This window comes from Spirosoma arcticum (assembly GCF_054779955.1).
The window spans coordinates 649235-665232 of the sequence record NZ_BAAGXG010000002.1; the positions used below are offsets into that span (position 1 = coordinate 649235).

A 15998-nucleotide genomic window follows, 5' to 3' on the forward strand; every position below is an offset into this window, starting at 1 on the left:
TATTACCCCACGGCCAAACCCGTGAGACGAAAAAAATTTAATCGAATCAACGCTTGGTCAAGGCTTTACAACAAAAAGAGAAGACAATTGCCGTCCTCGGGCTGGGGTACGTTGGTCTGCCGATTGCGCTCGAATTTGCCAAACAGTACCGGGTCATTGGCTACGACGTCAGCGTTGGTCGGGTGGCCCAGATGCAGCAAGGCGAGGACCCCTCGCGCCAAATGCCGTCCGACGCGTTTACCAACGTGGATATCACGTTTACGGCTGACCCGGCTGATTTGAAGCAGGCTCACTTTTTCGTGGTCGCCGTGCCAACGCCCGTTGACGAGTATAAAGTGCCTGATCTGAAACCCCTGCAACGGGCGTCGGAAGTCATTGGGCGAGCGTTGAAGCCGGGCGATTACGTCGTCTATGAATCTACCGTGTATCCGGGCTGCACCGAAGAAGACTGTCTGCCGCTGCTGGAGCAATACTCTGGCCTGACGCTCGGAACTGACTTCAAACTTGGCTATTCGCCCGAACGCATCAACCCCGGCGACAAAGTCCGAACGCTGACGAACATCCTTAAAGTTGTGTCGGGCAGCGATGCCGAAGCAGCCCAAACCATTGCCGACGTCTACGGCAACATCATTACGGCGGGAATTTACACCGCCCCGACAATTAAAGTCGCCGAAGCCGCTAAGGTCATCGAAAACACGCAGCGCGACCTGAATATCTCGCTGATGAATGAACTGTCTATCATCTTCGACCGGATGGGCGTCGATACGCAGGAGGTCATTAAGGCAGCCGCGACGAAGTGGAATTTTCTGCCCTTCACACCCGGTCTGGTGGGGGGGCACTGCATCAGCATCGACCCGTATTACCTCCTCTACAAAGCCCGGCAACTGGGTTATGACCCGCAGGTGATCAACTCCGGTCGGCGCATCAACGACGGAATGCCCGCCCACATCGCCACGAAATTAGCGCAGATGCTACTGCGAAAAGGCAAAAATCCGGGTCAGACAAAAGTGCTCATCATGGGCCTGACCTTCAAAGAAAACATATCGGATACCCGCAACTCGAAGGTCGCTGACTTAGTGCGCGAACTGATGAAATACGCCATCAACGTGCACGTAGTCGATCCCTGTGCCTCGCCCAATGAAGTAGCTCATGAGTATGGAATGACGTTGCTGGAAATGCCCGCCAGCCAGTATGACGCCGTTATTGTGACCGTAGGGCACGACGAATACCGAACGCTGGACGTGTCCTATTTTAAATCCTTAATGAACGGCGCACCAATCCTGCTGGATTTGAAAGGATTATACCACGTAAGTGAGGACGATGAGATAGACTATTGGCGGCTATGACGAAGCCGCCGATTCTCCGCATTATCATACTCAACAGCCACCCAATCCAGTATTTCGCTCCCTTGTACCGGAAACTGGCGACCGATACAAACGTCGACCTGACGGTGTATTACGCATCCCGGCACGGTCTCGACGGCGGTATTGACCGGCAGTTTGGTACGCGTGTTCAGTGGGATGTGCCCTTGTTGGCTGGATACCAGACCGAGTTTCTGCGAAATTACGCGCTCCGTCCGTCGATTTACTCCTTCTTCGGGCTGCTCAATTTAGGCATTGTTGGTCGATTATGGCAAGCACCCTCAAGCGTGCTTATCATTCACGGCTGGGCCTACGCGGTTAACTGGATGGCGCTCCTCTTCGGAGCGTTATTCGGGCATACGGTTTGCGTCCGATGCGACACGGCTTACTTCCGGGAACTGACCGACGCCCACCTAGCAGCACCCGTCCGCGACTATATGCTGCGCCATATCTTTTTTAAACTAGTTGATTACTGCTTCTACGCTGGACAGGGTAACCGGGCTTTCTACACCTACTTCGGGGTTGCCGAGGAGAAGCTAATTTTCCTGCCGTTTGCAGTCGATACTGAGCGATTTCACGCGGAAAAGGCTGCGCTGAACGGATCTCGGCAGGATATCTTGAAGCGAATGAGAATTGACGGTGCAAAACGAATTATCCTGTTCTGTGGGAAGTTCACGCCTGTCAAACGTCCGCTCGATCTGCTTATGGCGTACCGAAAGCTGAACCGTCGGGACGTTGCCTTAGTGATGATAGGGGAGGGCGAATTGCGGACGGCGATGGAACAGTACATCGACGACTACCAACTGCCGGACGTGTACCTGACCGGGTTCGTCAACCAGTCCGAAATTGGCGCGTACTATTCGGTGGCGAACCTGTACGTGATGTGTTCCGACGGCGACGCGTGGGGCTTGTCGGTCAACGAAGCCATGCTCTTCGGCTTGCCCATCGTGCTGTCGGACCGGGTTGGTTGCGCCCCTGACTTGCTGATTAATAACGGATTGCAGTACCCGTGCGGGAACGTGGACGAGTTGACACGGGTGATTCAGCGCCTGTTGACCTTGTCAGCAGCGCAATTCAGCAAGCTGGGAACCCGCTCGGCCGACATCATCAGCCGGTACACTTACGACCGCACAATCTCAACGCTCAAACAAACCTTTCTCCACCGAGAAGCAGGCAATTCTTCTTTCAACAGCCGTAAACCATGACAAACAGCGAACGGAATCGCCTGATCGCCGGGGCTATGGTGGTGTTGCTGTTGGGCTACTCTACGGAACGTAGTCTGCTCGAATGCGTTGCTGTAGGTCTGTCTTTTTATGCCGTTAGCGTTCTTGTTAGTCAGTTGGGACATCGCCTGCTCATCATCGAAATCATCAATGCAGTGGCCTGCGTCGAAGTGCTTTTGGTGCCCGTTCTGTTCTATACCATCTCGCCGGAGTCGATGCCGCTGGAATCGGATGCATACTTTAGCTATGCATTACCTGCTACGGCGGCTATGCTGATTGGCTTGTCTTATTTCAACCGCCGGACCCAGAAAGAACACCTTGTTTACTTCGATAACGTACGGATTTATTTGACGGGTCGCTCCAGCGTTGGACTCTGGATGATTCTAATTGGAACGGTGTCCGTTGGCGTGCTGAACGTTGTCCCGCTGGCCATAAAAAATATGGCTAATCTGTTCGTGTCCCTGCTGTACACGGGCGTTCTCTACACTCTTTTCTCTGATTCTAAGCGCAAGCTACTGGCCGTAGCTATCGCGCTCTTCGCCTTGGGCTATCAGGCTGTTCAAACGGGTACGTTCGGTGAATTGGTAAGCTGGCTGGCGTTGTTTTTTGTCTTTTGGCTGGCCGGTCGAACGTCCAAAATTCCGTCCTTCTGGAAGTTCATTGCCATTGGCGGTGGTCTGACGACGATGATTCTGGTGCAGTCCGTTAAGCTGGAATACCGCGCCAACACGTGGGGTGCCCGAACGAATGAGCGCAAAGGCGACGCCCAACTGATGCTGACATTATTTACCGACCGGATACAGCGGCCCGAAATTCTGCTTGATCCCGTCTTTCTTTTCGCGTCCACTGCCCGGTTCAACCAAGGCTATTTTATCGGACACACGATGGCCTTTGTGCCGGGAAGCGAACCCTACGCCAACGGAGACGTTCTCAAATACCTGCTGGCACCCCTGATTCCCCGGATTATCTGGCCGGACAAACCCGTAACCGGAGGGCGCGACAACATCCGGCGATTCACGCCGATCCAACTCACCGAAAACACGAGTGTCAACCTATCACCAATGGGCGAAGCCTACGCCAATTTCGGCAGGCTGGGCGGGGTGTTCTACATGCTGTTGTATGGCCTGTTGTTCGGCGGGATATTCCACCAGATTTTGTCGGTTGCGCTCACCAAACCCACGCTGATTCTGTGGATTCCCAAACTGTTCATGGGTTGCCTGACCAAAGAAACCGATTTGTACGCCGAATGGGGCAGCCTGCTTCACGGACTGATATTTGTCTTTGTTTTTTACAAAATAACCGGGTGGCTAACCGTGAAAGCATGACGAACATCACCCTTCTTTTTCGATGCGATGGTGTTGGCTACAGCATCGAAAATCTGTTTCGGGGCATCGCTGACCAATTCGGCCGTTCGGGCGCAAATGCAGTGCAGATTGCCACGGCTCCTTACATCAGCCACAACCTGTTTAACGTCTGGAAAAACGTTGTGTATTTTTGGGCGCATCGCAACAAAGCGGTGCACATAACGGGTGATATCCATTATGCAGCCATCGCCCTCCGGGCAAAGCGTACTCTGTTAACTATCCACGACTGTGTGTTGCTGGAGCGCAACCGATCCCGTCCGGTGCGGTTTGTGCTCTTCTGGTTGCTCTGGTACTACTGGCCGATTCGCAAAGCAGGCATCGTAACGACTGTTTCGGAAAAGACGCGCCGGAATTTACAACGGTATGTCGGCAAACTGGCCGACAAGATTGTCGTCATTCCTAATGGCTACGACCCCACTTTCGTCCACAATCCGCAACCATTCAATGCCGAAACACCGACGCTGTTGCACATTGGTACCGCACCGCATAAGAACCTGAACCGGCTGATTGAGGCTGTTGAGGGGTTACCCTGCCGGTTGCTGATTGTTGGTGAGTTATCGAAAGCAGAAACCGATAAACTGATCCGCTGCCAGATTGACTACGAGAACCACGTAGCCATCAGCCGCCCGGAACTGATAATCCTCTACAACCGGTGCGACCTGGTCACGTTTGTGTCGCTGTACGAAGGGTTTGGAATGCCCATCCTCGAAGCTCAGGCCGTGGGAAGGCCCGTCATAACGAGTCAGCTATCGCCCATGATGGAGGTTGGCGGAGCCGGTGCGTGTTACGTAAACCCCACCGACGTGGCCGCAATTCGCCAGGGTATTTTACGCGTCTGGCAGGACGTTCAATACCGCAACCAACTGATGCAGTTGGGCCTGTTAAACGCCGAGCGCTATACGGTGAAGCGCATTGCCGGGCAGTATGCGGTCCTGTACGAACAGCTAAATCGGCAACCCACCTGACTCTACACGACGATGCTGTTAATTGACGCGGCCAATGTGTCGGGCGGGGGCGCTGTTTTATTGCAGTGTTTGACCAGCCAGTTGCTCAGGCGGCAGGTGCCGTTTCATGTGCTCAAAAAATCGTCGGTTGTCCTTTCTGTTCCGGTGCAGAATTACACCAATGTCAACATTAATCTGCTCAATCGGTGGGCTACACTGGGGGCGTTTATCCGGCGGGTAAACCCAACGACTTTGCTGTGCTTCGGCAACTTCCCGCCACCCTTCAAAACCCATGTGCGAACCATCACCTACGTTCATAACCTGCATTACCTCAACGGCCACGATGATCGACCTTTCGGCCTGCGTGACAAGGTGAAGCGAAACCTGCGTCGGACGTATTTACGGTCGAATTTGGGCTATTCGGACGTGTTTGTGGTGCAGACGCCGTACGTACAACAACTATTTGTGGAAACGTTTGGTGTTGCTCCCTCAAACGTGCACGTGCTGCCTTTTTACGACGAAGATCGGATCAGAGCCGTCGCCGATGCGCAACCGACAGACGGCGCTGGGAAGCCATGGGTTTTTTTATACGCCAGCGGTTCGGAGCCGCACAAAAATCACATCAACTTACTGCGGGCCTGGCAACTCCTGCATCAGCAGGGCATCTCGCCCATATTATACCTTACGATTTCTCCCGAATCGCCCTACACTACGCCCACTTTGCTCAGGCAAATTGAGACCCTGAAACAGTCGGGAGTGCGTGTCGAAAACCTGGGTTACGTACCGTATGACGATCTGTTGCGCCTGACGGCTTCGTGTACGGCCTGCATGTTTCCCTCGGTCAATGAAACGGTTGGCTTGGGCCTGTTGGAAGCCTACTGGCTGGGAAACGCTGTTTTAGCGGGCCGTCGCCTTTTCCTGACTCACGTCGTTAAGCCGTCCATTCAGTTCGACCCTTACAACCCGGCCGACATTGCCGACGCGGTAAAACAGTACCTTGAGGGAATGCTGCCGAAGCCCGAGTTGATACTCCGCAACCAGATCGACGAATTCATCCAACTGCTCCATCAACCCGTGCCCAATGTGGCAAACGTTCCATCGACCGGCGAAAATGCAGTTGATTTTTATAACGCCATTGCCACGCAGTTCGACAGTAAATATGAATCATCCGCAGCATTCGTGGAGCGATTTCGGATCTGGACGGACTTATTTAACCAATACGTGAAAGCGACCGACAACGTCATGGATATTGGTTGTGGATCGGGCGTTTTCAGTAATTACCTCGCCCAAATGGGCTGCTCCGTAATTGGGGTGGATGGTTCGGCGGAGATGATTAAGCTGTGCAATCAGAAAAAAAAGTTGGATAAGGCTCATTACGTCCTCCAGTCACTACCCATACCGAACCCTGAAGATTATGAAGCCCAGGACGTGATCATTGCATCGAGTTTGCTCGAGTACATTGGCGATATAGGACGGATGCTGCAACAAATCCACGCAATGCTCAAACCGAACGGCTTGCTGATCGTGTCGATGCCTAATCAACTCAGCCTGTATCGGCGCATCGAACGGCGACTGTTTGCGCTGACGGGCCACCCGCGTTATTTCGCCTACATCCGCCATGTCTCGACCGAAATAAACTTTAATCAGCAATTGACCGATTTGGGCTTCGAGGTGCTGGAAACAAAGCATTTTTCTGGTTACGACCCATTATCGAGAATCCTGAAACGGGTATTACCACTGCGGTACGTCAATAACCTATTCGTCGGTGTCTACCGAAAGCGGAAATGAAAATTTTAAACGTCGTTGGTGCCCGGCCCAACTTCATGAAAGTGGCTCCATTGCACCGCGCTTTTCTGAATCAGTCCGGTATTGACTCAAAAATCGTGCATACGGGTCAGCACTACGACGCCTGCATGAGCGAGATTTTCTTTACGCAACTCGACCTGCCCTCGCCCGATCATTACCTCGGCGCAGGCGGTCCGTCATCGGGAACGCAGACGCAGCAAACCGCCGACATTATGCTCAAATTCGAGACTGTAATGACTGTCGAACAGCCCGATTGGGTGCTGGTCGTTGGCGACGTCACGAGCACCCTCGCTTGTGCATTGGCAGCCGTGCAGATGGGTGTTCGGGTGGCGCACGTTGAAGCGGGGCTGCGCTCGAACGACCGCCGAATGCCCGAAGAAACTAATCGTATTTTGACCGATAATCTGTCCGGTTTGCTGTTCGTGACGGAGCAGTCGGGCTTGGACAACCTCAAACGCGAAGGTATTGCGGACGAAAAAATTCACTTTGTGGGCAACGTCCTGATCGACTCACTCGTGCACTATCGCCGAAAGGCGGCTGACCTGAACACAGTTGGCACGTTGGGGCTGACGCCGGGTCAGTACGTGCTGACGACCATGCACCGACCATCGAATGTGGACAACGAAGTCAGCTTACGGAGCATCGTGCAGATTGTGGAAAACACGGCAATATACCGAACCGTGGTGTTTCCAATGCATCCACGCACTCATGCTCACCTTTCTCGATTTGACCTTATGAATCGGCTTATGGCCGTTCCGAATGTGCGCCTGCTGGAACCACAGGGATATTTGGAGTTCCTGAACCTGATGGAGCACGCGGCCATTGTCATCACTGATTCGGGCGGTATTCAGGAAGAGACTACGTATCTGCAAGCCCCGTGTCTCACCTTCCGCGACAGCACCGAGCGGCCCGTAACGGTCAATCTTGGCACGAACCAACTGCTCGCTGACCTAAACCCGGAAACCGTCCGGCAAAAGGTCACGGAGATACTGAGCGGCCAAGCGAAACAAGGCGTGATACCGCCGTTGTGGGACGGGCAGACCGCCGGACGCATCGCAGACGTATTGCTGGCTGATTATTCTAAGAATAAATGGGTATAGTTCAGACGGGTAGTCAATAGTATCAACGCCTTGGAAGCGTGCCAAATGGCGGTTATATTCGTGACAAATAACAAACAGAATGGAATCACTACTTGAAGCGGAACCGGGTGAGAGTGCTTTCGGACTGGTTGAACAGGCGCGGGCGGGTGTCAACCGGAGTAAAGTTGATGAAGTAGCCCGGATTGTAGCATTAACCGACAAGGAAATGGCCCGCATTCTTAATCTTTCCGAGCGCACGCTGCATCGGCTTCGGCCCGACGTTCGCTTAGATAGCAACGCATCCGAGCGGCTGCTGCTGCTGGAAGGGCTGATTCGCCACGGCCTGGCTGTGTTCGATGATCGGTCCGACGTATTGGGCCGATGGCTTCACGTTCCTTTAGCCGAACTCCGTCGCCAGGCACCAGTAGCGTTATTGGACACAACCACTGGTTTTGGGATGGTACATACGGTGTTGGGCCGGATTGAACACGGCATCTATGCCTGACCATCCAACCACTGTCTATCGTTTGGTGAAAGAGCGCTTTGTCGGGACGCCCCTGTCGGCCGAGGGAGCGCGTCGGTGGGGTGGGCGGTGGAACCCTAAAGGCATTGGCATTCTCTATACATCGGCGACTCCCGAACTGGCCCTGCTCGAACAGTTGGTTCACTTGCCAACACTTTCTTACGACGATCTGCCCCGATTGTTTCTGCTGACGCTGCTCCTGCCTAACAAGCCGCGCCTTATTCCTCCCGATACGCTGCCCCTTAATTGGCGCGATGAGGCCAGTTTTGTTCAAAATCACCGGCTGTTGGCCGACTGGCTATCGACTCCCGACGTAATAGCGGTGGGCGTACCCTCAGCCGTGGTAGCCGAATCGCTCAACTACCTGCTCCATCCATTTCATTCGTTTTTCGGTCAGATAGAGGTCATAAACAGCAAGCCCTTTTCAATCGACCCGCGTTTGTGGCGGTCAGATAGATGAATCCAGCGCATTGTAAACTGTGAATTTTCGTAACTCACCGCCCATGAAACAACTTGTACAAAACTTAAAAACCGGCGAAACGCTGCTCGAAGACGTTCCGGCTCCGCAGGTGCGCCCCGGACAGGTGCTGATTCATACGCGCCGGTCATTGGTGTCGCTCGGTACGGAGCGGATGCTGGTTGAGTTTGGGCGGGCAAGCCTGCTTTTCAAAGCCCGTCAGCAACCCGACAAGGTGAAGCAGGTGCTGGACAAAATTCAGACTGACGGCCTGATGCCGACGCTCGAAGCGGTGTTTCGCAAACTTGGTCAGCCGCTGCCGCTGGGGTACTGTAACGTCGGGACGGTGCTGGCCGTGGGAGAGGGCGTGACGGACCTGCGCATTGGCGACCGGGTTGCCTCCAACGGGTCCCATGCCGAAGTGGTTTGCGTACTCCGCAACTTAGTCGCGCCCATTCCTGACGCGGTCAGTGACGACGAAGCCACGTTTACGGTCGTTGGGGCCATTGGTTTGCAGGGCATCCGGCTCCTGAACCCAACGCTGGGCGAGACCGTCGTGGTGATTGGACTGGGATTGATTGGTCTGCTCACGGCCGAATTGCTCCGGCTGAATGGGTGCCGCGTTATCGGGTTGGACATTGACGAAACCAAACTCGATTTGGCCCGGCAGCGGGGTATTACTACGCTCAACTCGGCTAAGGTCGATTCTGTAGAAGCTGTATTGTTAATTACGAACGGGGTTGGAGCCGATGGCGTCATAATTGCCGCATCAACTCAGGGTGACGAGGTCGTGTCGCAAGCCGCCCGGATGAGCCGCAAACGGGGACGCATTGTACTAATTGGCGTGGTCGATCTAAACCTGAACCGGGCCGAGTTTTACGAAAAAGAACTTCAATTTCAGGTGTCGTGCTCCTACGGTCCCGGTCGCCAAGATGACGCCTACGAACAGCAGGGCCACGACTATCCACTACCCTTTGTGCGCTGGACCGAAAACCGCAATTTCCAGACGATTCTGCAACTGTTAGCCAGCGGACAATTAACTATCACGTCGCTCATTACAGCGAATGTGCCCTTCGCCGGGTTCGACGCCATTTACGGAACTATTGGCCAATCGCAGGCAATTGCGTCGCTGCTTCACTACCCCGAAACGGTCAACCTGAACCCGGTTGTCATTTTGCGGGAGAGCCAATATGACAGCGGCACCGGCACCGTTGGCCTGATTGGCGCGGGTAATTTCGCCAGCGCTATCCTGCTCCCGGCCCTGAAAGCGGCTGGGGCTAATCTGAAAACCATTGCCAGTGCGGGTGGGCTAAATGCGACGCAACTGGCCCAAAAATTCGGCATCGCCCAGAGCACGACAGATTACCGGCAGATTCTCGACGACCCGGCTATCGACCTGTGCGTCATTGCCACACGCCACGACAGCCACGCCCACCTGACGGTCGAAGCCCTGCGGGCGGGCAAGCACGTGTTCGTGGAAAAACCACTGGCAATTTATGCTCATGAACTGGCCGATATCATCGACGCGCAGCAGGCATCGGACCGGATGGTGATGGTAGGTTTCAACCGACGCTTTTCGCCCTTGGCGCAGAAAATGAAGGCGTTGCTGGGCGGGCCAAACGCCAATAAAGTGCCCATGAATGTAGTCGTTACAGTGAACGCTGGGTCCATTCCCGCTAATTCATGGATTCACGACCGGGCGGTTGGGGGCGGCCGAATCATTGGCGAAGCGTGTCATTTCGTAGATCTTATTACGTTCCTGACTGGCAGCCGCTTGGTCAGTGTGTGCATGAATGCGATGGGCCACCAGCCAACGGAAACGACCGATTCGGCTTCACTGCTGTTGCGCTACGAAAACGGGGCAATGGGCGTCGTCAACTACTTCGCCAATGGGAGTAAGGCCTACGCTAAAGAGCGAATAGAAGTGTATTCGCAGGGGAGAACGCTGGTACTGGATAATTTCAGAAAACTGACGGGTTACGGATTTCGGGGCTTTTCGAGCGTATCGGGTCGGCAGGACAAGGGCCATATTGAGCAGATGAAACAGTTGATTGCACAGGTGCGCACTGGTTACAGCGCCAGATCAGGCGAACCATTAATTCCGTTTGCCGACATTCTCAACACGACCCAAACCATGCTGGCGGCCCTGCTTAGCCTGCACGAAAGCCGTTGGGTTGCCGTCGCCGGAATTGGTATAAGCAAGCCAGAAACGGCCGTAGCAGAAGCGGTATGAAACGAATCGGCTTAATTTGGCGAACAGTACGGTACCTGACAGTGCAGCAACTAATGTATCAGGTGCTGAACCGGCTACGCAGTCAGGTGCAATTTCGATTGGCAGAGCAAGGTATCACGGGCCATTTTCTGTCCGTACCAAATGCCAATAAACTGGTGTCAAGGGTAGGAGAGACGTTCACGTTTCTGAATCAGTCGGTTCAAATGACTGTTGTTGACTGGAATTATGGCAATCACGGCAAACTTTGGACGTATAACCTTAACTATTTTGATTTTTTGAACCAGTCCGGCCCTAATGCTCGAAACGGACTGCTGCTGATCCGCGACTTTATTTCTCAAACCAACAGCCTGAAAGACGGGCTGGAAGCATATCCAACCTCGTTACGGATTATTAACTGGGTCCAGTTTTTATCACGAAATCAGATTCAGGACGACGTTATCAACCAGCATCTGTACGCCCAGACCCGTTTGCTGCGTCGGCGGATAGAATACCACATCGCCGGGAACCACCTACTCGAAAATGGCTTCGCCCTCTTAACAGCCGCGCTCTATTTCCGACACAATGCCTGGTTTCGAAGAGCCACTAAACTCGTGCGGACTGAACTGTCAACGCAAATGCTGGCCGATGGCGGGCACGACGAACGCAGCCCCATGTACCATCAACTTCTGCTCGACCGGCTGCTAGACGTGCTGCTGGCCGTAAAGCACAACACATGGCACAACGACCCAGCACTTAGCTCTTTTCTGGAAGGAAAAGCAACCCAAATGCTCGGCTGGCTCGATGCCATTACCTTCCGAAACGGCGATGTGCAAATGGTAAATGATGCGGCTTCAGGCATTGCCCCAACAACTGAACAGCTTTGGGCCAAGGCTGTGCGGGTTGGCTTGGTGGGTAGCCCTTGGTCTGTGAAGACACAACCCACGGGCTACCGCAAATTTAGCTTTCCCCGCTACGAACTCGTTGCGGACGTTGGCCCGATTGGCCCCGATCACCAGCCCGGCCACGGGCATGCCGACACGTTCTCGTTCGTGCTATATGTGGATAACCAGCCGCTGATTGTGGACAGTGGCACCTCAACGTATGACATTGGAACGCGCCGGGCGTGGGAACGAAGTACGGCCGCGCACAACACCGTTGACGTAATGGGCATTAACTCGTCGGAAGTTTGGGGCGGTTTTCGCGTGGGTCGTCGGGCGCGGGTAACGGTAGTGGCTGATACGCAAACAACGCTGATGGCCCGGCATGATGGTTACTGTCACATGGGTATCATCCATGAGCGAACCTGGTCCATTGGTCCGATGCACATTTGCATAACCGACCGCCTGATAGACAAAAAAACGAAGAAGACTCGGAGTCAGTCCGGCGTGGCCCGTCTGTATTTTCACCCTGACGTAGCCGTGTCGCTAGTCGAAACAGGCCTTGAGGCCGGGGCAGTACGTATCTCCTTCGCATCGGAGTCTGCTCCCGAACTGCGCTTGACCACGTATGACATGGCCGATGGCTTCAACCAACTTAGGCCCGCGCCGTGCGTAGAAATTACATTTGCGAATCAGTTAGAAACCAGCCTTATACTTACTCAATGAGAATTTTGTACCTAACCTTTTACTTTGAGCCGGACCTGTGCCCAGGTTCGTTTCGCAACACAGCGTTAGTTACTGAACTGGACCGTCAACTGGGAACCGATGGCTCTGTCCATGTCGTAACGACGCAGCCTAACCGCTACCAGTCCTATAAACAAATGGCTCCCAACCGCGAAAAGCGCGGCAACGTTCTGATCGACCGTGTGGCTGTACCAACTCATGCCAGCGGGTTAGTCGACCAGATTCGGTCGTTCACTACATACTACCGGGCAGCTCACCGACTGACCAAAGATGGGCATTATGATTTGGTCGTGGCATCGTCGTCGCGACTGTTTACGGCATTCCTTGGCGCACGACTGGCTCGGAAATGCCGTGCTAAGCTATTTCTGGATATCCGTGATCTGTTTCGCGAAATGATTCTGGAAATGCTTCAGAACCGCCCCGGTATTGGCCAGCTCGTGTGGCTTGGGCTAAAGCCGGTGCTGTGGGCCGTGGAGCGGTACACGTTTGGGTATGCGACACACATCAATATGGTGTCGGCAGGATTCCAGTCTTATTTCAGCCGGTTTAGTCAGGCAACGTACAGCTACTTTACCAACGGAATTGATAAGGAATTTCTGGCAATCAGTCCATCGGATAAATTTACGGAGACGGAGAAAATCAAGACCATACTCTACGCGGGCAATATTGGCGAAGGGCAGGGGCTGCACAAAATTATTCCGCAGGCGGCCCGGCTGCTGGGCGCGAGCTACCGGTTTGTCGTTATCGGCGACGGGGGAGCGAGGCATAAACTGGAAAAAGCCATTCGGGACGAAGGCGTTACGACGGTTGAACTGCACCCACTTGTTAACCGAAGCGCGTTGGTTGATGCATACCAAAAAGCTGACTACCTGTTTGTTCATCTAAACCGGTTTGATGCGCTCAAGCGGGTGCTACCCTCCAAATTATTTGAGTACGGCGCTACCGACAAACCTATCCTGGCGGGCGTATCGGGCTATGCGGCTCACTTTGTTCGGAAGCACTTGCCTAACAGCATCCTGTTTGCGCCCGGCGACGTCTCAGATTTGGTTGCGCAACTGCGCACAATGCCGTATCGGACACAGCCGCGCACGGAGTTCATAGCCCGATTTCAGCGCCGTACCATCGTGCAGGCAATGGTCCATCAAATTCGGCAAACGCTCATACCAGCGTTGGAGCATTCGGCACCAAATCAACCACATGAACTCGAACCAACCGCTCAATGAATGTTCTTCTGACGGGAGCGTCCGGTTTTTTGGGAAGCCGGATTTGTGCTGAACTGACCCCAAAGCACACTGTTACAACCTTGGGCCGCACATCCATTGCCACGCGGCACCTTACCGGCGACCTGACCAGAGACTTGCCTTCGCTGGGCCACACCTCTTTCGATTATGTTGTGAATGCCGCCGGGAAAGCCCACTCCGTTCCGCGCACTGCTGCCGAAGGCGCCGACTATGAACGCGTAAATGTGCAGGGTACGGCCCGACTGCTGACGGCGCTGGAGCAGGTGCCGGTGCCGCCCAAAGCGGTCGTTCACATCAGTACGGTGTTGGTCTACGGCCGTTTAAGCGGTGAGCTTTTGGGTGAAACGACCCCGCTTGATGCCACGGATGCGTACGGATTGAGTAAAGTCCAAGCCGAGACTACCGTGCGGGAATGGGGCGAGCGAACGGGTGTTCGTGTCTCGATTCTGCGGTTGCCGCTGGTGGTGGCCGAGCGGCCCAATGGCAACGTGGCCACGCTGATGAACGCCATCCGGCGCGGCTACTACGTCCGAATTGGCGATGGTCGCGCCCGACGGAGCATGATCCGTGTCGACGACGTAGCCGCCGTAATTGACCGGGCGGCTGAGGTTGGCGGTACGTTTAATTTAACCGACGGTTGTCATCCGACCATTGGCGAACTGGAAGACGCCCTCTCCCGGTACGTGGGTCGCTCGCAGCCGATTCGGGCAGTTCCGCTGGTATTGGCGCGGGCCGTGGCCACCGTTGGCGATGGCATTAATGCGGTTGTGGGTCGCCGATTTCCGCTCGATACCATCGCCCTTCAGAAAATCGTCAACTCATTAACCTTTTCCGACCAATTGGCTCAACGGCAATTGGATTGGCACCCCCGCCCCGTACTCGACCTGTTCCGATGAATCCGACCGTTTACGTAATCATCGCGATTCTGCTAATAAGTGTGCAAATTGGCTATTTACGGTTGGCGCGGCACTTCGGCATTGTTGACCAACCCAACGAGCGCAGTTCGCATACGAATTTGACAACCGTCCGGGGCGGGGGCGTTCTTTTTTTTGTAGCAGCATTGGCCGCATTCGTATTCAGTGGTTTCGCGTACCCTTATTTCTTTGCGGGCCTGACGCTGGTCGCGACTGTCAGTTTTCTGGATGACCTGCGCCCGTTACCCGGTCGGTATCGTCTACTTGCGCAGTTCGTTGGTGTCGCCTTGCTACTGCATGAAACAGGCCTGCTTACCAACGAGATGTGGGTGGTTGCTGGGTCGCTTATTGTAGGTATTGGCATTCTGAATGCCAATAATTTTATGGACGGCATCAACGCTATGACGGCCTGGTACAGCTTAGTGTGCGTGGGTACACTGTGGTCCTGGCAACGAGAACTACAGGTGTCTACTGCCGACTCGTTTTTGCCGTTCACATTCATTGGGCTGTTAATTTTCAGTTACGCAAACGCGCGTCGGCGGGCTGTCTGCTTCGCGGGTGACGTGGGCAGCGTGTCAATTGGGTTTGTCATTCTGCTGCCCTTGATTCAAATTATTCTCAGCACCCGAACGTATCTACCTATCCTGTTACTGGCTGTTTATGGGGTAGACAGTGGTCTAACGCTTTTGCACCGGCTTTATCATCGGCAAAACATCTTCCAGGCGCATCGGCAGCATTTGTTTCAGTTACTGGTCCACAAACGAAACTGGCCACACCTGCGCGTGTCGGCACTATATGCGCTGATTCAGCTAATAATTAATGGACTGGTTATAAATGCGGTAGACTGGCCTGTTCAGTCGCAATGGATGTTCGCCGGTGGGGTGCTGGCTGCGCTATCAATGCTGTACATTGTTGTAAGACGGCGGCTTGTGTAAGCGGTTGTATCTTGGAGATGTGGTATGCAAAAAGCCGGTCATTACAACCGGCTTTCCGTATAATTTATTTAGTATCTACTGCTTAAGTAATCAAGCAGAATTAAGTTTGATATTAGTTTGAGTATTTTTCATGATGAGTTTTGTGAAATTGATGGTGTACGTTGAACCATACTCTTTAAAAATACAAAGAATAGCTTTCTTTAGCTTTGACCAGCTTTTATAATGTGGCTTGTTTAGCCATTTGTATTTACAGAAGCGCCATAAAATTTCGATTAGGTTCAAATGTGGGCTGTAAGTAGGTAAATAAAAAATAGACA

At 53.7% G+C, this 15998-nt stretch carries 13 protein-coding genes and 1 pseudogene; 13 read left to right on the forward strand and 1 reads right to left on the reverse strand.

Going from position 1 to position 15998, the window contains the following annotated elements:
• The first annotated feature begins 53 nt into the window (after positions 1-53).
• The 13 genes from ACYVHB_RS07220 to ACYVHB_RS07280 all read left to right on the forward strand — a co-directional run bounded on the left by ACYVHB_RS07220 (position 54) and on the right by ACYVHB_RS07280 (position 15681).
• Positions 54-1346: a nucleotide sugar dehydrogenase gene (locus tag ACYVHB_RS07220; protein ID WP_461050986.1), complete on the forward strand. Its 1293-nt coding sequence runs from the start codon at positions 54-56 to the stop codon at positions 1344-1346.
• Complete coding sequence (locus ACYVHB_RS07225) at positions 1343-2566, forward strand: glycosyltransferase family 4 protein (RefSeq protein ID WP_461050988.1); 1224 nt, start codon at positions 1343-1345, stop codon at positions 2564-2566. The genes ACYVHB_RS07220 and ACYVHB_RS07225 overlap by 4 nt, the downstream gene beginning before the upstream one ends.
• The gene (locus tag ACYVHB_RS07230) at positions 2563-3909 is read left to right on the forward strand and encodes a hypothetical protein (RefSeq protein ID WP_461050990.1); all 1347 of its coding nucleotides are present in this window, start codon (positions 2563-2565) and stop codon (positions 3907-3909) included. Before ACYVHB_RS07225 ends, ACYVHB_RS07230 begins: the two co-directional genes overlap by 4 nt.
• Complete coding sequence (locus ACYVHB_RS07235) at positions 3906-4913, forward strand: glycosyltransferase family 4 protein (protein WP_461050992.1); 1008 nt, start codon at positions 3906-3908, stop codon at positions 4911-4913. The genes ACYVHB_RS07230 and ACYVHB_RS07235 overlap by 4 nt, the downstream gene beginning before the upstream one ends.
• Positions 4914-4925: 12 nt before the next feature.
• The gene (locus ACYVHB_RS07240; protein ID WP_461050994.1) at positions 4926-6680 is read left to right on the forward strand and encodes a methyltransferase domain-containing protein; all 1755 of its coding nucleotides are present in this window, start codon (positions 4926-4928) and stop codon (positions 6678-6680) included.
• Positions 6677-7798, forward strand: coding sequence for a non-hydrolyzing UDP-N-acetylglucosamine 2-epimerase (wecB, locus tag ACYVHB_RS07245; RefSeq protein WP_461050996.1), 1122 nt, complete (start codon positions 6677-6679; stop codon positions 7796-7798). Before ACYVHB_RS07240 ends, wecB begins: the two co-directional genes overlap by 4 nt.
• Positions 7799-7877: 79 nt before the next feature.
• Positions 7878-8282 (forward strand): type II RES/Xre toxin-antitoxin system antitoxin, encoded by a 405-nt coding sequence (parS, locus tag ACYVHB_RS07250; protein ID WP_461050998.1) that lies wholly within the window; start codon positions 7878-7880, stop codon positions 8280-8282.
• Entirely contained in the window at positions 8275-8760 is a 486-nt protein-coding gene (locus ACYVHB_RS07255) for an RES family NAD+ phosphorylase (protein WP_461051000.1), read from the forward strand. Before parS ends, ACYVHB_RS07255 begins: the two co-directional genes overlap by 8 nt.
• A gap of 43 nt (positions 8761-8803) precedes the next feature.
• Positions 8804-10990, forward strand: a complete 2187-nt coding sequence (locus tag ACYVHB_RS07260) for a bi-domain-containing oxidoreductase (RefSeq protein ID WP_461051002.1) — start codon at positions 8804-8806, stop codon at positions 10988-10990.
• Positions 10987-12573, forward strand: coding sequence for a heparinase II/III domain-containing protein (locus tag ACYVHB_RS07265; RefSeq protein ID WP_461051004.1), 1587 nt, complete (start codon positions 10987-10989; stop codon positions 12571-12573). The genes ACYVHB_RS07260 and ACYVHB_RS07265 overlap by 4 nt, the downstream gene beginning before the upstream one ends.
• Positions 12570-13814: a glycosyltransferase family 4 protein gene (locus tag ACYVHB_RS07270; protein ID WP_461051006.1), complete on the forward strand. Its 1245-nt coding sequence runs from the start codon at positions 12570-12572 to the stop codon at positions 13812-13814. Before ACYVHB_RS07265 ends, ACYVHB_RS07270 begins: the two co-directional genes overlap by 4 nt.
• A complete protein-coding gene (locus tag ACYVHB_RS07275; protein WP_461051008.1) occupies positions 13811-14728 on the forward strand; it encodes an NAD-dependent epimerase/dehydratase family protein in 918 nt (305 codons plus the stop codon). The genes ACYVHB_RS07270 and ACYVHB_RS07275 overlap by 4 nt, the downstream gene beginning before the upstream one ends.
• Complete coding sequence (locus ACYVHB_RS07280) at positions 14725-15681, forward strand: MraY family glycosyltransferase (RefSeq protein ID WP_461051010.1); 957 nt, start codon at positions 14725-14727, stop codon at positions 15679-15681. The genes ACYVHB_RS07275 and ACYVHB_RS07280 overlap by 4 nt, the downstream gene beginning before the upstream one ends.
• A 236-nt stretch (positions 15682-15917) precedes the next feature.
• Here ACYVHB_RS07280 and ACYVHB_RS07285 read toward each other — a convergent pair.
• Positions 15918-15998 (reverse strand): annotated as a pseudogene (locus ACYVHB_RS07285) (transposase); the annotation flags it as partial.